This window comes from Synechococcus sp. MU1611, from assembly GCF_020514255.1.
Lineage (GTDB): Bacteria > Cyanobacteriota > Cyanobacteriia > PCC-6307 > Cyanobiaceae > Parasynechococcus.
The window spans coordinates 19,727-39,787 of sequence record NZ_VTLC01000003.1; the positions used below are offsets into that span (position 1 = coordinate 19,727).

Below are 20,061 nucleotides of genomic sequence, written 5' to 3' on the forward strand. Positions count from 1 at the left end.
TTTCCCATACATCACTAGGCGAACACTTCATTTACAAGCGAAAAACACAGTTAAACCAGGGTGAGAAGCAAGGTCCTGGGAATGACCCGCTGTATTTTTCGCAAACCAAAACGGCAGTTCAGGTTCAGTCAGTGGCTTGCCGTGACAATGGTGATGCTGGGGGCTGCCTTGTGCCTGGAACTGCAGGCAGGGCTGAGCACCGACCAGGAAACAGGTGAGACGTCACCCTTAGTGGGCCAGCTTCACCATCCTTGATCGAAAACTGCTCTCAGCAGAGGAGAGCATGACAATGCAGGGATGACCATTGAAAAGCTCGAGCAGCTTGCCGCGGTGATCGTGACGGCTGGCCTGGTGGCCGGCAATTTCCTGTTGTTCACCCCTTGGCGAGATGGCCGAGATCCGAGACAGCAACATCCTGAAAGCTCGATGCCTCAGAACTCGACATCGCTTCGATTCATCGGCATGAATACAGATTTCAATGCAACAGATCATCGATATGCAAGCGCTCAAAGATCAGACAACCAAAAGCAGAACAAAAAGGCCAACACCTAAACCATCCGTAGCACCAGAAAGAATCAAAAAGAAGCCAGGCGAATAATTGGCCGAAACGGAAGACAGCTTGCGTTTGTAACGGCAAAGGTAAAGTACCTATTGCATTCAAACGCGAAAGGAGTAGAGAAGATACAGCCGAGGACAAGGAAGATGAGGAAAACTACAATCACTTTTCAAGAGGCTTATACGTCACGAACCAATCCAAAAGCAGACGGAGTCAATCTTTCTCTAAGGGCCAGAAAAGAGAAGCTCAAGACCCATCACGCAAAGCAAGGCATTGCCTAGAACTGGCAGAAATACGGAAAATAAATCAGAAATACCAAGCCTGCCAATACTTGATCTAATACCAAATAAACGCTCCGTGGTGAAAATCAATGAAAGGAAAAGTTGTTGTTCTCGACACCAATGTGCTTCTCCATGACCCCGAGGCTCCACACCGCTTTGGAAACTTGAGAGTCGTTATTCCAATGCAGGTGGTCGAAGAAATTGATCGATTCAAGAAAGATCACTCGGAAAAAGGAAGGAATGCCCGCAGGATTTCAAGACTCTTGGATTCCTATCGACAGCGCGGAAGCCTTGCCGATGGCGTGCTGATTGAAGGCACTAACAAGGGAATGCTGCAAGTGATTTTCTGTCAAACTAATGCCCTCAAAGAATTACCTCCAGAGCTGGGGGGTGGCGGCGGCGACAACAACATCCTCGCGGTGGCCTTGGAGCAGATGCGATGCAGTGGTCTGAAAGAGGCGCCTGAGGTTGTGCTGATCAGCAAAGACATCAATCTGAGGATCAAGGCTGATGCGGTGGGGCTACAAGCCGAGGACTACATCAACGACAACGTCTCCATCGACAATTTATACACGGGATTCCGTGAGCTCAGCACAGATGCTCAAACGATGAAGACACTGCATGACGAAGATCAACTCTCTCTCGCAGCAGTAACAGATAGCGAAGAACAACATCTCCAAGCCAATGAAGGCGTAGTGATGGTGGATCAGCAGAACGACAGCCACACCCTGCTTGCCCGTCATCAAGGCAACAGCAACACCCTCAAGCCTCTGCACTGGCTGAATCGTGCCCATTTGGGGCGGATCAAGGCGCGAAACCGCGAGCAAAGCTTCGCGCTGGATTTGCTGCTCGATCCATCCATCGCACTGGTGACCTTGGTGGGCAAGGCAGGAACAGGCAAAACATTGTTGGCCCTGGCAGCTGGTTTACACCAGGTCGCTGATACCCATCAATACGCACGATTATTGGTGACGCGCCCGCCGATCTCACTCGGGAAAGACATTGGCTACCTGCCGGGAACACTTGAAGAAAAACTTGGTCCATGGATGAAGCCGATCATCGACAACATTGACTTCATCACCGGCACTTCACCTGGCGATGACGCTGAACAGACGAAAAGACAAAAGCAGCGAGAGCCACGTAACGCCTGGGCAGACCTCCAAGGCATGGGCTTACTGGAGGTTGAAGCCATCAACACCATTCGAGGGCGATCGATTCCCAATCAGTTCCTGGTGGTGGATGAGGCGCAAAACCTAACTCCCCTGGAAGTGAAGACCATCGTCACGAGGGTGGGCGAGGGCACAAAGGTTGTCTTCACCGGTGATCCCTATCAAATCGACAACCCCTATGTCGATGCGGAAAGCAACGGGCTCACATGGCTGGTCGAAAAGCTCAAAGGTCAGCCCCTCGTGGGACACATGACCCTCACGAAGGGAGAGCGCAGTGAACTTGCTGAGCTGGCCGCAAACATCCTCTGATTCATAACGACATAACCAAGAACTCATCACCATGACTCAATTTGCTAATTACTCAAAACCCGAGCAAACAAATCTGGATGCCATTCTGAAATCAACAACCTACAAAATCGCCCATGAAGATCCAGAATTACTGAACAGCAGCGCCATGCGAGGTGTGAGAATGCTGCTTGAGATCACCAAACCAGATCTTCATCTGCAAACAGCCGGCATTGAATCAACCATCATTGTTTTTGGTGGAGCCAGAATTATCGATAGAGAAACTGCAACACAGCGACTCAAGGAAGCAGAACAACACCTGAGTAAGAATCCAGGATCTTCAAGCTTAAAAAGACAGGTGATTCATCATCAACAGTTAGTGGAGCTATCTCGTTTTTATGATTCAGCCCGTGAATTCGCCCGCTTAGCATCTCAGCATGGCCAAGGCAACAAAGAAAACGACCATGGATGCTCATCACACGTGATCGTGACCGGCGGTGGGCCAGGCATTATGGAAGCAGCAAACCGTGGTGCCTTTGAAGCCGGATGCCGATCGATCGGACTCAACATCTCCCTACCATTTGAACAACACCCAAACCCATACATCACTCCAGACCTTTGCTTTAATTTCAATTATTTCTCTCTTCGAAAATTCCATTTTGTGATGCGCTCTATTGGAGCCATTCTCTTTCCAGGTGGATTTGGCACGCTGGATGAACTGTTTGAGCTACTCACCTTAAGACAAGTTGGTACAAAAGGAAGCATGCCAATTGTCCTCTTTGGCAAAGACTTCTGGAAGCGGCTTGTTGATTTTGAATACCTTGCTGAGACAGGCTTGATTTCAGGTGATGACTTGAAATTAATTCATTTTTCTGACACTCCAGAAGAGGCCTGGGACTACATACGAAGCCACACGGCATCAGCCAGACAATAAAAGCCCCGCCATTGCAGACGGGGTGAAGCGGGTGAGGCTTTATCGGGAGATGGATAGAGACAAACAGTGCCTTGCTCTTATCAATTCAAGCCAAGGCCTAACTTTGGTCTTCAAAGCACTCTCGCCACAGCTGGAATACGTCTGAGCTGTCCAGCAAGGCCGAACGAAACAATAGTCGTCACAACGGTTGCAGATATTGCAATAAGCCAAGGGTTGATTCCGATAAAACCAATTGCCATCAAAACCCCCACAAGAATCAATGAATGAATAACATAAGCTCCATAGCTATTAACCCCAGCGGTTGCCAACCATTGGCCAAAGCGATTTTCATTGCGCTGGAACCACAAGATTAGATAGGAGAGAATTCCCCATGCGATGAAGGGATGGAAGAATTTACGAAGAAAGACTAATCTTGCCGGCTTATCCACCAGGCCAGGATTGAATGACAGAGTGAGAGTAAGGCCAAGGAAACATAGGATTAAAAACATGGAAAAGCGGAACCACTTCACAACAAGATGAGTGTCGAGCCTCTCAAACCAGCGATGGAACGACGCCTTACATCCCGCAAAAAACAAGAATGCATATGTAAAAATGTGCATTCCTTGTGCACCCAGACCATTCAAAGGTGACTTCACTAAAGCAGACCAGAGTTCGGTTTGCGTTGTCATCACCACTTCAAGAGACCCTAGAACCACGGCGCTGATCAACCATGAACGCATCCTTGGCGTGGAAACAGATGTATCGACTGCATATTGATCTCCTCTCAGCGCCACCCAGGCACAATAGAGCAAATCAAAAGCAAACAGAACGACTAAAAACCACAACACAATTACGGTATTAAAAGGAAGATCACTCAATGGCAATTTCGCAAAAGGGCTGGCCGGCGAGAGCCTGCTGAGCAGAAGTAAGCTGTTGTTAATCAACAGCATGCCAACCAAGAAGGGAACACCAAGTCGAACGAGGCGATCTTTCAAATAGTGCACCACTCCCTTCTTATGCACTGAGCGAGGAACGAAATATCCAGAGATCAAAAACATCATCGGCATGATGAAAGAATTTATCGCATACATGTACCAGGTGAAAAATCCTTTGAAGAATAGACCAACAGATTCCTCAACCGGAATGCGAACTCCAAGCCAGCCAATACCCCCTCCAAAAGCTATTGGGACATGGAGTGCAATGACGAGAGCAACCACCACTGCCTTGATTTGATCCAGATAAAGCGAACGCTTCACAGTCATTGATTGGGGAACGGTTATAGATCTAGTTTCAGCAGGAATACCAGGTTATTGCTCCCCCATATGGGTGATACCTACCTGAGAAGTGAGTGAGTAATGAAGCCAATATGTGTCATTGAACGCTTTTGCATGGCAGTGCAACGCCCCTCGAATCCTCCGTCGCAGCTATGGCCTGCGAACAACAGCCAAATCCGGGGGTGTTTTTTTACCCAATTTCAGCAGTCCCATCCACCAGTTGAGGGATGCGGGCCTGCGGGGGCCCGGGTCAAACTTTCCGCATCAACAAACCATCAATGAAATATCTGCCACACCTCATGGCCATCCATCTGGTCGGGAGTACTGCTGCTCACGCACGCGTAAAGGATCACTTCGAGCAAGCTGTTATGAAGTGCATATCAAATCCAAGTGAGATGAATTGCAAAATGGCGGCAGAGTCAGCCGATCAATATGCCTAAAGGTTGAGAAATAGCGATAAGAAGTGTCTTACCGTCATCGCTGTTGTTGGTGCTACAGCAGTAACAGCACCATTTATGGGCAAACCCGAGCTGCTGATCGATGAATGGAACCGTTACCAAGAAGGATGCGGTTGAGGAATGTTGAAAGCAACCAGATCTCCATACCGGTTAAAAACTCATTCCCAGGTGCCAACCCAGCAACCTGGCTGCTCTTCGTGCGTCAGGAACGGGTAAAGCCAGACCAGCAACAGCTTCTCCACCACTGGCTCCCCAAGGTCTTTGCGCGCCCCCAGAAAAGATCATTCTCATGGACCAGCCTTCGAGGGATTGGGGCTTGGATCTAAACACCACCGGCGCAACCGTTCCATTTGTTGCAGGGACGTTCCCAGAACACACGCAGTTGCCCCCTGGGTGACTTGAAGATCAGTCCACCTTCCTCGGCGATGCGTTCGTAGCTCTTGCCCTGCTGGTCAGCAGCGAAGAAGTAAGCGACATTGTCGCGATAGACCCTGACGTTGCCTTGTCGTTGGCTGAAGCCGCATTCCTTCAGTTCAGTCGGTGAGAAACCTGTCTCCTGGGTAAAACACCAGACATCAGCAGTGTCGGCACGGGCTGGTGCAACCAGGGCGGTGATGGCGATGGCTGCAGCGGCCAGTGTTGTGCGAATCATCGTGTCCAAGCGCATGGGTGGGTGTACTTCCAATCAATCGCAGCATGGACACTGGCGACCAGGTCGCCCAGCAGCGAAAGGGCAATGGGGGTGTCTTTAGACATGGAACAAACGTGACTGCCTTGAGGGTTCCCCTAGGTGGGTAAGCAATAAAAAAACCCAGGAGGGAAGAGAGGTCTCCTGGGTTGGGGTTTTCGTCCACTGCCAGTTAAAGAGGATTGTTCAGATTTGTTCTGAGGCTCCGCTGAGAGTTTTGTTGGCTTCAGGCGCTTGCAGGCTCAGACCTTGTTTCCTTCGTCGTCCCAATACTCGATCCTGTTCACGTCCAGGTCTTCTTGCTTCAGCTTGGCGACGATCTCCTTTGCTCTTGCTCTTAGGTACAACTCGTCGGTCACCAAACTTTGATAAACGATCTCCTCCAGCGTCTCTTCAGGAGCTTCTGAGACGATCTGCTTCACATCGTCCTTGCTCAGCTTCACGTCAGTTCGGATGCTGACGGTCTGGTCGAAGTCGAACTCGATTTCGTTGATTACCGATTCCATTTGCTGGCTCTGTGTTGTGGTGAGAATCGCTGCTTGTCGTAGAAGGTAGCCCGCACCGGTTGATTGTTCTGCCTGACGGCAGTGAACCCAAAGCAGGGGGGATGATGTCTTTGGAAGTTCCCGCCGCAGGAAACCGCCACCCAATGGAGCGGAGTCAATTCAGCGTTATCAGGATGGATTGCCCAGGCGCGTCACTCCCCTGCTGGATTAGCGCGTTGGTAGTAGCCCTGTCCTGCGGGATTGCGCTGCTGAGCCTCAACAGTCGAAGGCATCAGCCCATTCACCGCCAGAAAAGTGGTCGCGCCCATAAGGGCACCTGCCAGACCACCGACAAAACCAGCAGCAACAGTGCGATGTAGACCTTTCATCAATTCAATTCATCTGACGACAAGGTCGCCGAAATGGCATGGCAGCACCTACCCATTCGAGCCATTGTTTTGCCTGATGTCAGGAGCACCACCCACCACCCACCACCCACCAGTTGAGGGAGATGTAGACCAAGTGTCGCGCCCAGTCTTCTTAAGCCGTACTACAACTACAGGATTAGCTATTGAAATTTCATAGTCAATTACTACCATTGAATTGAAAATCCTACACACAAAAAGTTTCAGCAAATGGAATGGTTTGAACATCTGCTGACACATACAGCTGACGTATTACGCTTAATCCTTGAGTACCTCTCCGTTCTCTGTGTTGGCGTTGGCCTGATTGCAGTATTCAGTTCACGTGGACCACTTCGGAGCATCCTTCGGCGGCACCTCCCTCCTCATCTTTTACAGCGTGGACCATTGACAGCAGCCCGCTTGACGTTTGGTGGATGGCTTGCTTTGGCACTTGAGTTTCAACTTGGAGCTGATGTGGTGCAAACCACAATCAGCCGGGAAGCATCCGACTTGATTGCACTGGGTGCTGTGGCAGTAGTGCGAACATTTTTGAATTATTTTCTTAGCCTTGAACTCCAAGAGAAAAAGCAAACCACATAAATGGAATAAATATCATCCAACTAAGGGGTAATTTAGACAGCCATATCCCTCAAATGGATAACCCAAAAACCCCACTATTGCTGAATGGCTGAAGTGTGAGAGGTTTTGTCGGGAGATGGATAGCGACAATCACAACTCCTCCTACTTTTCTATGGCGGGTTTTCTATAGCCTTAAGCCTGCTTCATAGACGCCCTCAGCAGGCTTAAGGCTTCCCAACAAAGCTGAATAGACATCAGCAATACATTTGCAAGTAAGAGCTATGACCTTGGTCCAGATGGCAGTGGTCCAGATGGCAGTGGTCCAGATGGCACCCGCAATGACGATGTCAATCATGATCATTGGTCTTGTTCTCTCTGAACCAACCCTCACAGATCCAGCTGGCATCCATCTCCCCCATTCGGGCAGTTGTTCTAACTGGTTTCAGGGCTTCTCCTCCCCAAATTGGTGAGGGGGCTTTTTAGTGCCCAAAGCACTGGTCAGTTGACCAGTACCTGATTCGAACAGCGCTGGTTCTTGGTCGAAGTCATCCTGTATTTGGAAGTTCCCAAAAGCTCGATCCAATGGTTATCAACAACCATAAGGCGCTATTGCGAGAACTGGTTCCTCTTCTCATCCAGAACAGCAAGCACAGCATTACTCGACTAGTGCTGCGCATTGTCACCAGCCTATTTTCAACATCAGGTGAGTTTGTTTCCTCCGAGCACCCAAAGCAGAAACAGGAGAGCAATCCAAGGGGTCATGATCGAACAATAAGTCTGGGCTAATACCAAGCCCAAAACTGCTCCAATTGCTGTTCTTAGTGGGTACTTGATCATCTAGACATGATGTTTGCGACAACACGCTTGTTGTTCATTAATCTTGCTTGCTACTTTTGGGCCAGGCTTTAACCACCAAAAGAGCAACCGCTATCCCAAGCGCAACATCGACAAATCTTGCAGCAGCTGTAAACCACACCACAGATTTGTCTGGATCGCTGACGACCACCGTTAAGGCTATGGCGCCAAATCGTAGTGAGCTTGGGTGCAGCCCTGCAGCACGACATAGCAAACCAAGCAAAGCGATAGCCAGACCGTAATTGATAAGGTTGTATGCCGTAAAACTAACTTGCAGCGCCGCCAGAAAAACGCCAATGAGAGTGCCTACAAGACGACGACGAGCTGTAGCAGCAGCGCCTTCAAAAGCATCTAAAGAACAAACGATTGCGGAGATCGGCGCCCAATAAGGGTCTGGCAAATGAAGAGCTTGAGCTAAGCCCATTGAGACGACTGCAGCGACCGCCGTTTGAATTGGGCTGCTGATAAAAGATTGCATGGATACCTAGCGCATTGATGGTGTGCACCATGGCAAGCCTGTTTTGAGCATCTTGTCCCACGCCTCGATGGCGTTGTGCCTGAGCATTCGCCTGCGGGTTTGCGGCACTGGTGGGCGTGGTGGACCCCAGCGATCGTGGCGCACCGCAAGCCACTGCGCATGCACCGTTGCTGAGTCGGCCTTGAACTGACAAAGCAGCTGTTGCTCAGGACTCACCAGCCAACCCTTACCGCCGGAAAAACCGGGCGGTGATGGTTGGTGGCGCGGTCCTTACTGGGCATCCGCTGAAGTCTGGCCAGCAGTGAACACTCATGTGAGAAGCAAGTTGGCTGGGCGATCAAAAACCGCGCCCGTCACGTTCCCTCATTTCCAGGCGGAGTTGCTGGTAGCGAAGCAAGGCCCGCTCCTCATCCAACTGAGGGAACAACAAACGAGCCTCTTCCAGGCTCGCGGGCTCCAATAGCCAGTCATCAGAGCGATCCGGGGCCACCTGCTCAGGATTGCGATCCCATAGCTGACTTCCTGGCATAACCCAGCCAAACCAGCGACGAAAGCGATCGAACAGTTCGAGTGGATGCATCTGTGGTGCGGTCCTTGTTCGGCATGGGGTGGAGTCTGTCTAAGACCCTCGGCACAATGATCTGGTGCGATGAAACCATTGATGTGGGCAGAGCACCTGACGATCGCGAGATGCTGCACCTGCCTGGCTGAGCACGATCTGAGCGCTGCCATCTCAACGATGGGCATGGGGCTCCACTGACTCCAGAGGGATCTAATCCTGGAGTCCGTACGGGTGGAGGTAGAGCAATTAGACGCTGGAGCTGATTTGCTCTAGCTTTTGCTCTATTTGGGTTGATCCACTCAGTGAAAACCTAGTGGAGCCAAGGAGATTCGAACTCCTGACCCCCTGCATGCCATGCAGGTGACAGCCCTTTCATACCAGGGGATCTCAAAATGCTCTACCAGTTTTCTACCAGTAAACCCAAGGCCTAGCAACGCTCCTTGCAGCCAGAGCAAGCGGACATGTTGTGACCTGGGATTAAAACTGCTAAAAAATGAGAAGAGGAAAAGAGGTGTCTACAAATGCCGCAAGAGATAATCCAAGCCACAGCCACAACAAGAGAAGCATTAAATATATTCAACGAGCTGCCGCCGATACTGCAATCAGACCTTATGTCGCGTGGCGCCAACCATGGAATCAATCCCGAAGAGCTATTGCAGAAAGTACCAAGGGAGCTCCTAGATAACCCTATCGAGATCTTCAAATTTATTGACAGCAAGCATATATCGCACAGAGTTGCAACTTCCAAAGGAGGCTCGTGCTCAGACTTCAATAACTGGATATTTGAAGATGGCACACTCAACATGAGTAGAGGGAACAATGAAATGTCAACATCCGAATTTTTAAGAGCACAATTAGACAACAATATTGACGCAGATTCTATCGAATTTGGTACTCCAGACCCTGGGACACCTGGATACAAACAGGCTTTCGAACATGCTTTCGGAGAAAACCAGCCATTTGGAGTTGACCTTGATGCACTAGGGCTTCAGGAGACCCTAAAGACTGCAACAACTGCCAACTTTGACAAAACGGTCGGAACTTTTACCAACTCAAACATGAGCGAAGCTCTGCAAGAATCCTTGCAAAGCTCTTTTATTGCAGAGACAGGTATTCCAGTTGCATATGTAGTAACAAAAGGAATGGGAGGAGTCCTTCCATTCCTTAGAGATATCAACTGGAAAAGATTCAAGGGTGAATCACAATACCGAAATCGAACAGTAGCTCATGCGCTTAGAACTTTTCGAAAACAAGGCTGGAAAGACTTGGCAAAAGCGGCAGTAATCGGATTTCTTATTTCCGCTTTTCCACCATTAGCTTACTTTATGGCCGCACTGGGAATCACTGGAATCGCAGCAATAGGAACTAGATGGTTATCTGCAAAAATCAGACATTTACCAGGCGAATTAGGTCAAACACTTGGGAAAATTCTAGAAACTATTTCTGCCGCACTAAGCACAATTGCTTTATGGCTAAAGAAAGTTCTCGACAGACTCGAAAACATAGTTGAAGTAGTTATCGAAACAGCATCCAAAGTCACAAAGAGAGTAATTAAAGCAGGTGCAAACTTTGTCAAATCTGTAGCTAATACCGCAAAGTCAATCGTTAATTCAGCCAGCAAAGCAGTTCACACAACAGCTAAAGCCGCCAAAAAAGCTTTTACACATGCAACCCAGTCAGTCATGAATTGGGTCTTCGGCTGGTTTAGCAAGCCAGCATTTGCCTGAAAAAATACAATCAAGACATATTTAAAATCCTGTCTTTATTGCCAAATCAATTGATTCGGGTGTTCTTTTTTCTACCAGCCTGAAATCTAGCGATGATATAGACATTAAAAAAACCCCTTTCATAGACAGGGATTTGAGAATGGAGCCAAGGAGATTCGAACTCCTGACCCCCTGCATGCCATGCAGGTGCTCTACCAGCTGAGCTATGGCCCCATTGCGACGTGGAAGCTTCGTGCGACCGGCGTCGTGTGAGAGCTTACACCGCGAAGGCCTCAGACCTGACGCCAAACAGCAACCAGGCGACCTTGCACCTCAACCTGCTCGGCAGGGAGCTCAATCGGTTGATAGGCAGGATTAGCTGCTTCGAGAACCACCGTCGCGCCCTGACGATAGAAGTGCTTCAGCGTGGTGCCGCTGCCGGCCACCAGAGCGCTAACAACCGTGCCGTTGCGCAGCCGCTGGGGATCCTGAACAGGCTCCATCAGCACCACATCACCATCAGCGATGTGGGAGTCGACCATCGAATCTCCATTCACCGTCAGTGCGAACAGACCACGGGTCTCCAGCACAGGCGCCAAGTCCAGGTGCTCTTGAACATCATCAAAGGCGGTGACCAGACCACCTGCAGCGACGGCCCCAAGAACCGGGATACCCGCTGCCCCCACCATGTCACCCAATAGCTGCAAGGTGCGTGCCTGGCCCTCCTGCCAGGTGATCCATCCTTTCTGCTGGAGATGACGCAACCGGCTTTGGATTGGAGCGGGCGAACGAAGCCCCATCGCCTGCATCATCTGGCGAATCGATGGACTATGGCGATGCGTGCCGATGTAGTCAGCCAGCCAGTCGTAAAGCTCTTGCTGAGCAGAGGTGAGAGGCTCCTGAAGGGCACGAGTCACCGCAGAAAAGGTTCGGGCAATACATTTGTACCGCTCCTCGCCCGGCTCCGCAACCGCTGACTCAGGTCAGACGAGCTTCCACACCGCAGGCTCTGGGATGCTCGGCGCCACGTTGAGATCTTGGGGTTCCTTGAAGACCACGCGCCATTCAGGAACACGGCAGGTGACGTAACCGGGATGTTCAATCACCAAACCCGGTTCATCGGTTTGGGTCGCCACCCAGCCCGACATCCAGTGCCCCTCCTCAGACAGGCCACCTTTGAACCAGACCCAACAACGTTCCTTGCGAATCACGAGGCTCTTCAGCGGTTCTTGTAGTTCTCAAGCTGTTGCGGGCACGCAGCCATCAGATAACCCATTAATTGCCCCGTGATCCGGGCCCGCTCCTGATCATTCGGTGCGGTAGGGATGTCCTCGTAGCGCATCGACGTGTCTCGCTCAAACAACGCTTTGAGCTCAGGGTCCGGCAACGCATAGAACGCATCCACGCCCATGGCGCAGATCTGCTCTCCTGTCCATCGGGCAATGGTGCTCTGCTGTTTTTTGCTGGTGGCTAGTACCGCTGAACCCGTACTGGCCGTAACCATCAACAGCAGCAAAAAACACCAGACCACCTTCACAGACCTCCCATCAACACCGCCAACAGAGCCTGTTGTGCATGCAGGCGGTTTTCCGCTTGATCGAAGATGCGGCTTGCCGTTCCCTCCATCACTTCGGCACTGATCTCCTCGCCGCGGTGGGCTGGCAAGCAGTGCAGAACGATCGCTTCTGAGGACGCCAGATCCATCAGGGATTGATCCACGCAGAAACCGGCAAAGGCCTGCTCACGCTGCATCTGCTCAGCTTCCTGGCCCATCGAGGCCCAGACGTCGGTGTAAACGGCTTGAGCACCGGCCACAGCCTCCCGGGGATCGGTCACCACATCAATCGATGCCCCATGCTGCGCCAGGGATCGTGCCTGCTCGAGAACGCCCGGCAGAGGTTCGAAGCCCTCTGGACAGCCAATCCGCACATTCACCCCCAGCAAGGCACCGCACAGCATCAGGGAATGGGCGACATTGTTGCCATCTCCTACATAAGCCAGGGTCTGCCCCGCAAGATCGCCATGGGCTTCCTGCATGGTGAGGAAGTCAGCCAAGGCTTGGCAGGGATGTTCCAGATCGGTCAAGGCATTGATCACCGGAACAGACGCCCAATGGGCGTAATCCACCAGCTCCTGCTGCGCGAAGGTTCGAATCGCCAGAACGTCGCAATACCTGCTGAGAACACGGGCCGTGTCCTCGAGGGGCTCCCCGCGGCCGAGCTGCGTCACAGAAGGATTGAGGTCAACCGTTTGACCACCGAGGCGGGCCATGGCCACCTGAAAACTGACGCGGGTTCGGGTGGACGCCTTGCTGAAGATCAGCCCCAGCACACGGTTGCCGAGATCGATCCGACGATCACCGCTCTTCAGTTGTGCAGCCAAATCCAGCAACGCCGCTGTTTCATTGGCGGAGAAGTCCGCCGATGACAGGAAATCACGGCCGCAAAGCGGAGAGAGGACAGCAGCAACACCCGCAGGAGCGGTAGCCATCGCAACGGTTCAAAGGACAGTTATCGGGGATGAGGCCCGCTGCCGTCAAGCGGTCACGCCTGAAGGCAGCACACTCGCCTCGAGCATGTGCTTGAGATCATCACCCTCGATGACCTCTTTTTCAAGGATCTTCTGGGCGATCGTCTCGAGCAGCGCCATGTTCTCCCGAAGGATCGCCAGGGCATCGTCATGGGCCTGGTCCACGAGCCCGCGAACCTCCTTATCGATGGCCTGAGCAGTGGCGTCGCTCACGGAACGCCTCGGGTTGTTGCCACCCCCCAGGAAACGACCACCACCCTGCTTGTCGTAGGCAAGCGGCCCAAGGGTGTCGCTCATGCCGTAGGTGCCCACCATCTGCTCCGCCAGATCGGTGGCCCGCTGCAGGTCATTCGCAGCCCCTGTGGTGATCTTGCCGAACACAATCTCCTCCGCGGAGCGACCGCCCAGCAGCGTTGCAATCTGACCCTGCAGTTCCTCCTTGGAATTGAGGAAACGCTCCTCTGTGGGCAGCTGCAACGTGTAACCGAGGGCACTCATGCCGCGCGGAACGATCGAGATCTTGGCAACTTTGCTGCCGCCTGGCATGAGGTGACCCACGATCGCGTGGCCCACTTCGTGATACGCGACCACCTTCTTCTCGTCGTCCTGCAACACCCGGCTCTTTTTCTCCAATCCAGCCACCACCCGTTCGATCGCCTCTCCCAGGTCTTGCTGCTCGACGCTGGTGCGCATCGCGCGAGCCGCCAGCAAGGCAGCTTCGTTCACCAGGTTGGCGAGATCAGCTCCAGCAAAACCACTAGTGGCCTGGGCAACGCTGTCGAGGTCAACCCCCGGTGCCAACTTCACCTTCTTGGCATAGATCTCGAGGATGGTTTTCCGGCCCGAGAGATCCGGACGGTCGACCAACACCTGACGGTCGAAACGACCGGGGCGCAGCAGCGCAGCATCCAGCACCTCAGGTTGGTTGGTGGCCGCGAGAACAATCACTGGCTTGTCCTGAGCGGTGAAACCATCCATCTCGGTGAGCAGCTGGTTGAGGGTCTGCTCCCGTTCGTCATTGCCTCCGACGACACCCATCGAGCCCGATCGGCTCTTGCCGATGGCATCGAGTTCGTCGATAAAGATGATGCAAGGTGCCTTCTTCTTCGCTTCTTCAAACAGGTCGCGAACGCGGGCGGCACCGGCACCAACGAAGAGCTCCACGAACTCCGAACCGGAGATGATGAAGAACGGCACCTCCGCTTCGCCAGCGACGGCCTTGGACAGGAGGGTCTTGCCAGTGCCAGGGGGGCCGACGAGCAACACGCCTTTTGGAATACGTGCCCCGATCTCGGCATAGCGCTCGGGCCGCTTAAGGAAATCGACAATCTCCGTGAGTTCCTGCTTGGCCTCATCAACACCCGCCACATCAGCGAAGGTGATCCGCGACTCCTCATCGGGCACGTACACCTTGGCTTTGCTCTTGGTGAAGCTCAAAGCTCCCTGCGCTCCACCACCCATCGAACGGCGGGCGAAGAACTGAAGCACCAGGATGAAGATCAAGGGGGGCACCACCCAGCTCAGAATGGTGGTGAAGATGTTGGGCTTCTTCGGGGGTGCTGCAGCGAATTCAACGCCCTTGGTCTCCAGGCGCTGGGGCAGATCCATGTCGAAGATCGGCGTGGTGGCCAGCACCGGAGGCGTGCCCTCTTCGGGATCACTCAGCTCGTAACGGATCTGGTCCTGAGTGATGAACGCCCGCTTCACCGCACCGTCATTGACCTGGTCAATAAACAGCGAGTAAGGCACTCGAGGCACCTGCTGCATGCCATTGCTGGGAATGAAGCTGCTGACCAACAGCAGCACCCCGAAGCCAATCAGCACCAGATTGATGATCCCGAAGCGACGGTTCGGCTGGTTGTCGTCCTGGCGGATCGGCATGGATGGCCTGAAGTTCCCGCCACGCTACGAGGGATCTCTTGCAAACAATGGGTGTGAGAACCGAACGGCACCTAGGTTCTGGCCATGTGCGGCCGCTATTGCCTCGAAACGCCTCGCGCTGAACTGCAGCGGGTGCTGAACAGCTGGCTTCGGCCGGACGACAGCGCATGGCTGGCCCACTACGCCCCCCGCGACTTGATCCGACCCCAGGAGCCGGTGCTTGCCGTGCGGCGTGAGCATGGCGAAGACCACCTCTCCCACATGCTTTGGGGTCTGCTGCCGGGCTGGGTCAAGGACCCGCTTCAGGCTCCACGACCGATTAATGCCCGCGCGGAAACCATTACGGAAAAAGCCTCATTCCGCGGTCCATGGCGTCATCACCGCTGCCTTCTTCCCAGCACGGGTTTTTTTGAGAAGGGACATCTGATCCGTCGCAAAGACCGGCAGCTGTTCTGGCTAGCCGGCATCTGGGATAGATGGATTGGGCCCGATGGCAGTGAAGTGGAGACCTGCTGCGTGATCACGACACGACCGAACAGCATGGTGAAGCCGTTGCACGATCGAATGCCGGTGATCATTCCCGACGGGTTGGAAAGCATCTGGCTCGAACCTGGAGATGGGGCCCACCGTCGCGCCCTCGAGCCGATGCTCACGCCATCGCCACCCGACCCATGGGAATGCCGAACGCTGAAGCCAGCATCCAGTAAGAACAACCACCAGCAACTGTCCCTTCTGGAGTGAACAGCGCTTGACAGCCGTCGCTTGTTGCCGACCCTGGGGGGCAGCCGCAGTTGCCAACGTGCTGGTGGGACTGGTTCAGCGAATCCTGCTGCGCGATGGCACACAGCTGAAACTGCTGCTGCTCTGCACCCTGATCGCCACCGTTGGCTTCGCCTTTCCTCGCTTGGACTGGGCGACTTATATCGGCTACACCCTGATTGCCTTATTGCTTACGCAGGTCATGGTGGGGAGCAGCAACGCTCCGGATTGGAGTGATGCTCTGTATCGCGGTCTGGGACTGTTCGCAGTTGCCACGATGTGGCTCTGGCTCCTCACACCCCTGGAGCTGATCTACAGCGGCATGCCGCTGGCCCTGAGCTGGAGCGTGCTGGTGGGCTGGAGCGTGATCCGCCTGGTGACACGCCTCGCCAGCACAAAACGCGTTACCGAAGCGCTGCTGATGGGGGCCACCGCGGGGTATCTGCACATCGGCCTCACCGCAGGGCTTGTGATGAGTGCCCTGGAGACCATCCAACCCGGCAGCTTCGAACCCCTGGACCTGACCAATTTCAGCGATACCAGCGTTCTGGCCAGCGCCCGCATCTTTTCAGCGATCAACTACTTCGCCTTCGTCTGCCTCACCACCGTCGGTTTCGGAGACATCAGTCCGGTGCTGCCCCTCGCTCGAATGGTGAGTGTGGCCACGAGCGTCGCCGGACCGCTCTACCTCGCTGCCGTGATGGGCGTGCTGATCGGCCGCTATGCCAGCAGCCTCGACCGGCAATCCAGAGACCAGTAAGCACCAGTTAAAATTAGAGATGAATGGGGGTGAGCCAGGCACCAGCCGAGCGAGACGGTCAAGGTCTGGTGACTACCACGGCCCGTCGGCAGAAGAAACCGGCCCGAACCGATGTGGAGGGGATCCTCGGTCAGGGCGAACCGTCCAAGTTGACTAGCCGTAGGGTCCAAAGCGCGTCGCACAGGCGGCACCACACTGCGCACCCAAAGCGATGGCCTTCGCCAAGGACCATCGCGCGGCAAGGCCGGTGACCACCCCCGCCGCAAAGCTGTCTCCGCAGCCATAGCTCTCCACCACTGGCCCTGGGAGTGGCGCTGGGTTATAGCGCCCGCCAGGACGACTGAGGCCCCCTGCGGCACCCTCCGTGCGAATCAACGTGTGGGGAGCTGGGTTCAACTGCTCCGGCTCCACCCGCTCACCCGGATCAAGCCCACTGCCAATCAGGGCGTCGAGGGACACCTTGGCCTGTTGAAGCACAGGCAAACGAACCCGCGGAGTCGCGGCAAGGACTGCAGCAGAGCGGCAGGCTTTCAACAGAGGGGCGTCAGCTGCCGTGACGAAGAGGCCGTCGCACTCGCCCAGGGTCTCCCAGGGCAGGTCATCGTCGAGTGATGGGGTCAGCCGCTCGCCGATCACGGTGATCGCCCGGTCCCCCTCACCATCGACCAAGCTCAGGCCCCGCCGGGTTGGTGCCTCCCTCCAGGCGACATGCACCTCAAGGCCCAAATGTTCGAGCCGCTTAACGCAGGCTTCGCCGACCGAATCACGGCCTAGGGCCGTAAAGAACTGGACGGGCTGCTGCTGCAACCGTGCCATCTGCACAGCAACGACAGCACCACCGCCGGCGGGTTCCTGCAGGGTCCGCAGGGCGTGACCAATGGCCCCGGGTCGGGGCAATTGATCCACCGCCAGAAATTCCACCCACTCGACATGGCCGACGACGGCCAAGCGCAAGGGCGGCAGGGCTGAGGCGGAAGACAACGGCAGTCCCAGACGGCTGGACCCCCATCCTCTCTGGTGATGCAGCCCGAATCACCAGAGAGGATGGGGTGAGGGATGGGTCGTGCTGCCCTCTTGCGCGTCAGATATCAGCCAATAGGCAGGTTGATCTGCACATGGACCGGGTGTGATGAACCGGCTTTTATGTGCCTATCGAACTTTCTCTTACTGGTGCTTGGATGCTCCGATGGGGCAATGTGACACAGCCATTTGCCGCATGATTGCTGCTATTGCGGTCTGATTGTTGAATGCGCGATAGACAGAGAGCTGTTTGCTCAATTCGTGGCATGTCTTCTGTTGGGAGTCCATGAGTAAATCCTTGGCACAGAAATCATGGCCTCAGTAAGCATGGGGTAAATGTGCCAAATGCCACAAAATGAAATTGACGTGCGTCGAAGGCTTCAATGACCAGACTAAGCATTAATGCTCCTAAAAGTTTTGTGTGATCAATGATGCAGAACCACCGCAATCAGCCTATTAAGGTTTAGTTGGCAAGCGAGATGGCTATGGGATTTACTATTCCAACGTTCTCAATCGGAGTCGTTTTATATATCTTCTTTCACTTTTTACTGGGTGGTGTATTCAGCTAGTTCACGCAGCCTGGCTTGATTAATCAGACCTTGTGCGCTGCCACGAGGTCTGCCGTCGCGTTGGCTTTGGCAACCGATTGGCGCAAAGAAGAGCGACCGCCCAATCAACCCCAGGAGATTGGGCGGTTCACCCCCTCTCGTCGGGCGTGGAACAAGCCGGCTTTCAGGATTTCGCTTCCTGACGATTCAATGCTGGTCAAAAAAGAACGCACCTGTGCTCTATGTGCGGCATCCGCATGGCATCATCAGCCTTGGTTCTGAGGGGTGTTCCCGTAGAAGATTCCAGCGACAACCAATATCAAGCCAGCGAGGGGCAAAACGAACGGAACCATTCCCTAGGGATTCAAGAGGATTCAAGAGGAACACGCTGTGAGCGGATCGCCCTGGCAAATATCACTTTTAAAAGTGCATGGCCCGGAGTCTGGCTGAATCAGTCAGTCGCTTACTGCAACAGGACGAAACCACATCACTGAGCGATAAGTAATGCGGTTCCGCCACCGGTAGCCCTGCATTCATAACCACCGGCTCTTCATTCTTATCCCTGGCAATTGCCGGAATTACGCGTCACTTACTACAGAACGCAACCTTTTAAATAGACCTTCTCCAAGCCCTAACCAAAAGCAGGGGCATAGAGGTATGGGGTGGAGGATTGACGACCCTGCTAAGAAGGGTCGTCAACGCTGAGTTTCCCCACTCAGGCTCCACCGAGTCAAAGATGGCTCAAAAGACCTGATAAGTCAGTGCTGTGGCTGAAATCTGAGGAGATATGGCTATCGGCGGGACAGATTGTGTTTTTGGGGGTGATTGTTCCTAGACAATCGTCATCAGGGTCGAATTCGACAGAAGTTGGGCCGCAGAGATGCAAGCCATGGCCGAGCAAAGCCGTTTGCATGCGGACTGCAGCGGCTTTGTACCCACGGGAACGGATCAGCGTCTAGGGCCTTAGGCCGTTGCTTTGACGACGAAAGCCATAACAAGCACTGCAATCGCAACGGTTCCACTGAAGTAAGCAACGTTCGTGTGGAGTCCTTTCATGCAGCCTCTGGGGTTTGCATGAGTCTGCTGTTTTTTTCTCTCGCCGGTGGCTAAGGCTTAATGCCTAAATCCTCCTCAACGAGGAAGGCCGCCCTTCCCGATGGAAAGACGGCCTAGCTCGCTCGTTTGTGCATGTTGAACCCGTGAGTTGTTCAGGGGTTGAGAGGCCAGCCCACCTACGACAGGAATGGGGTGACCTCTCCTATTGCTCGCTTCCGACACCCCCGCTTTCCCAAGACAGGGGCCATGCCGCATGCCATTGCTGGCGAGAGGCGAAGTGTCGGGCTCTTCAAGCGTCTGGGGCCAAGGTTCCAGGTGGTGGACTCTCTGACTCTGGTGAGTGCCCCCCGACGAGACGGTGCCGGGATTTAGGGCAAGCCCATGGATGGTGAGAAAACCTGTGGAGCAGTGGCTTGAAAAGTCAGGCGACTTCTGCGTTTTGCTGCGGTGGAGTGTCGGCCGTCATGGGCTCCTCCGATCTCAATGAACACACTCTCGTCAGCGGTGCAGGGTCTGGCAATCAGCTGTCGTGCTTATTGCCTTCTGAGGCTGATCGAACGATTGTGGGGATGGCGTGCCAAGCCCAGTTTCCGGTCAACACTGACGAGGCAGAGACGTCGTCAGCCTGCAGGCCATGCCACGCATGGACGACGCCACATGTAGAAACACCCCGACATAGAAGCCGGTCGGCTAGGGATGCCTGGTGAGCCCTGTAGCCATCGTGCTTGCCCAGAAAACCCCTTGGACAAAGACGGGATTTATGACCCCAAACCCTGTGCTGATGATGGTCATGCCGGGAATAACAAATCTTGCTC

Annotated in this window: 20 protein-coding genes and 2 tRNA genes; 7 read left to right on the forward strand and 15 right to left on the reverse strand. The window is 53.9% G+C overall.

Going from position 1 to position 20,061, the window contains the following annotated elements:
* The first annotated feature begins 297 nt into the window (after window positions 1-297).
* From FZZ92_RS06835 to FZZ92_RS06845, 3 genes are all read left to right on the forward strand, one after another.
* Entirely contained in the window at window positions 298-552 is a 255-nt protein-coding gene (locus FZZ92_RS06835) for a hypothetical protein (RefSeq protein WP_226422888.1), read from the forward strand.
* A 374-nt stretch (window positions 553-926) separates the two neighbouring features.
* Window positions 927-2,315, forward strand: a complete 1,389-nt coding sequence (locus FZZ92_RS06840) for a PhoH family protein (RefSeq protein ID WP_226422889.1) — start codon at window positions 927-929, stop codon at window positions 2,313-2,315.
* A gap of 31 nt (window positions 2,316-2,346) precedes the next feature.
* On the forward strand, window positions 2,347-3,225 hold the full coding sequence (locus FZZ92_RS06845; protein ID WP_226397794.1) for an LOG family protein: 879 nt from the start codon (window positions 2,347-2,349) through the stop codon (window positions 3,223-3,225).
* Window positions 3,226-3,335: 110 nt separating this feature from the next.
* On the opposite strand, the gene FZZ92_RS06850 is transcribed toward FZZ92_RS06845, so the two are convergent.
* From FZZ92_RS06850 to FZZ92_RS06865, 4 genes are all read right to left on the reverse strand, one after another.
* Complete coding sequence (locus tag FZZ92_RS06850; protein ID WP_226397795.1) at window positions 3,336-4,466, reverse strand: acyltransferase; 1,131 nt, start codon at window positions 4,464-4,466, stop codon at window positions 3,336-3,338.
* Window positions 4,467-5,258: 792 nt separating this feature from the next.
* Window positions 5,259-5,588, reverse strand: a complete 330-nt coding sequence (locus FZZ92_RS06855) for a hypothetical protein (protein WP_226397797.1) — start codon at window positions 5,586-5,588, stop codon at window positions 5,259-5,261.
* A gap of 278 nt (window positions 5,589-5,866) precedes the next feature.
* Complete coding sequence (locus tag FZZ92_RS06860; protein ID WP_226422890.1) at window positions 5,867-6,274, reverse strand: hypothetical protein; 408 nt, start codon at window positions 6,272-6,274, stop codon at window positions 5,867-5,869.
* A 47-nt stretch (window positions 6,275-6,321) separates the two neighbouring features.
* Window positions 6,322-6,498 carry a hypothetical protein gene (locus FZZ92_RS06865; RefSeq protein WP_226397799.1) on the reverse strand — a complete coding sequence of 59 codons (177 nt, stop codon included), beginning with the start codon at window positions 6,496-6,498 and terminating at the stop codon, window positions 6,322-6,324.
* A gap of 420 nt (window positions 6,499-6,918) precedes the next feature.
* Between FZZ92_RS06865 and FZZ92_RS13120 the strand changes: the two genes are divergently transcribed.
* Entirely contained in the window at window positions 6,919-7,113 is a 195-nt protein-coding gene (locus FZZ92_RS13120; protein WP_255614154.1) for a DUF1622 domain-containing protein, read from the forward strand.
* A gap of 853 nt (window positions 7,114-7,966) precedes the next feature.
* Here the strand turns inward: FZZ92_RS13120 and FZZ92_RS06875 are convergent.
* From FZZ92_RS06875 to FZZ92_RS06890, 4 genes are all read right to left on the reverse strand, one after another.
* Complete coding sequence (locus FZZ92_RS06875) at window positions 7,967-8,425, reverse strand: aromatic acid exporter family protein (protein ID WP_226397800.1); 459 nt, start codon at window positions 8,423-8,425, stop codon at window positions 7,967-7,969.
* Window positions 8,426-8,431: 6 nt separating this feature from the next.
* Entirely contained in the window at window positions 8,432-8,641 is a 210-nt protein-coding gene (locus FZZ92_RS06880; RefSeq protein WP_226397801.1) for a DUF1651 domain-containing protein, read from the reverse strand.
* 121 nt (window positions 8,642-8,762) lie between these two features.
* A complete protein-coding gene (locus tag FZZ92_RS06885; protein WP_226406530.1) occupies window positions 8,763-9,005 on the reverse strand; it encodes a hypothetical protein in 243 nt (80 codons plus the stop codon).
* A gap of 296 nt (window positions 9,006-9,301) precedes the next feature.
* Window positions 9,302-9,399, reverse strand: a tRNA-Ala gene (locus tag FZZ92_RS06890).
* Between the two features lie 109 nt (window positions 9,400-9,508).
* On the opposite strand from FZZ92_RS06890, the gene FZZ92_RS06895 reads away from it, so the two are divergent.
* Entirely contained in the window at window positions 9,509-10,714 is a 1,206-nt protein-coding gene (locus FZZ92_RS06895; RefSeq protein WP_226422891.1) for a hypothetical protein, read from the forward strand.
* A gap of 140 nt (window positions 10,715-10,854) precedes the next feature.
* Here FZZ92_RS06895 and FZZ92_RS06900 read toward each other — a convergent pair.
* The 6 genes from FZZ92_RS06900 to ftsH all read right to left on the reverse strand — a co-directional run bounded on the left by FZZ92_RS06900 (window position 10,855) and on the right by ftsH (window position 15,103).
* Window positions 10,855-10,927: transfer RNA gene (locus FZZ92_RS06900), tRNA-Ala, on the reverse strand.
* A 59-nt stretch (window positions 10,928-10,986) separates the two neighbouring features.
* The gene (lexA, locus tag FZZ92_RS06905) at window positions 10,987-11,610 is read right to left on the reverse strand and encodes a transcriptional repressor LexA (RefSeq protein WP_226397803.1); all 624 of its coding nucleotides are present in this window, start codon (window positions 11,608-11,610) and stop codon (window positions 10,987-10,989) included.
* A 66-nt stretch (window positions 11,611-11,676) separates the two neighbouring features.
* Window positions 11,677-11,904, reverse strand: a complete 228-nt coding sequence (locus FZZ92_RS06910) for a hypothetical protein (RefSeq protein ID WP_255614275.1) — start codon at window positions 11,902-11,904, stop codon at window positions 11,677-11,679.
* 8 nt (window positions 11,905-11,912) lie between these two features.
* Window positions 11,913-12,197 carry a hypothetical protein gene (locus tag FZZ92_RS06915; protein ID WP_226397805.1) on the reverse strand — a complete coding sequence of 95 codons (285 nt, stop codon included), beginning with the start codon at window positions 12,195-12,197 and terminating at the stop codon, window positions 11,913-11,915.
* A 29-nt stretch (window positions 12,198-12,226) separates the two neighbouring features.
* Window positions 12,227-13,183 carry an ornithine carbamoyltransferase gene (argF, locus tag FZZ92_RS06920; RefSeq protein WP_226397806.1) on the reverse strand — a complete coding sequence of 319 codons (957 nt, stop codon included), beginning with the start codon at window positions 13,181-13,183 and terminating at the stop codon, window positions 12,227-12,229.
* A 45-nt stretch (window positions 13,184-13,228) separates the two neighbouring features.
* Window positions 13,229-15,103: an ATP-dependent zinc metalloprotease FtsH gene (gene ftsH, locus FZZ92_RS06925; RefSeq protein ID WP_226422892.1), complete on the reverse strand. Its 1,875-nt coding sequence runs from the start codon at window positions 15,101-15,103 to the stop codon at window positions 13,229-13,231.
* An 84-nt stretch (window positions 15,104-15,187) separates the two neighbouring features.
* On the opposite strand from ftsH, the gene FZZ92_RS06930 reads away from it, so the two are divergent.
* Both FZZ92_RS06930 and FZZ92_RS06935 read left to right on the forward strand, forming a co-directional pair.
* On the forward strand, window positions 15,188-15,844 hold the full coding sequence (locus FZZ92_RS06930; RefSeq protein WP_226422893.1) for an SOS response-associated peptidase: 657 nt from the start codon (window positions 15,188-15,190) through the stop codon (window positions 15,842-15,844).
* A gap of 82 nt (window positions 15,845-15,926) precedes the next feature.
* Entirely contained in the window at window positions 15,927-16,622 is a 696-nt protein-coding gene (locus FZZ92_RS06935) for a potassium channel family protein (RefSeq protein ID WP_370630786.1), read from the forward strand.
* A 153-nt stretch (window positions 16,623-16,775) separates the two neighbouring features.
* Here FZZ92_RS06935 and FZZ92_RS06940 read toward each other — a convergent pair whose 3' ends face one another.
* Entirely contained in the window at window positions 16,776-17,609 is an 834-nt protein-coding gene (locus tag FZZ92_RS06940) for a PfkB family carbohydrate kinase (protein ID WP_226423009.1), read from the reverse strand.
* Window positions 17,610-20,061: the final 2,452 nt, after the last annotated feature.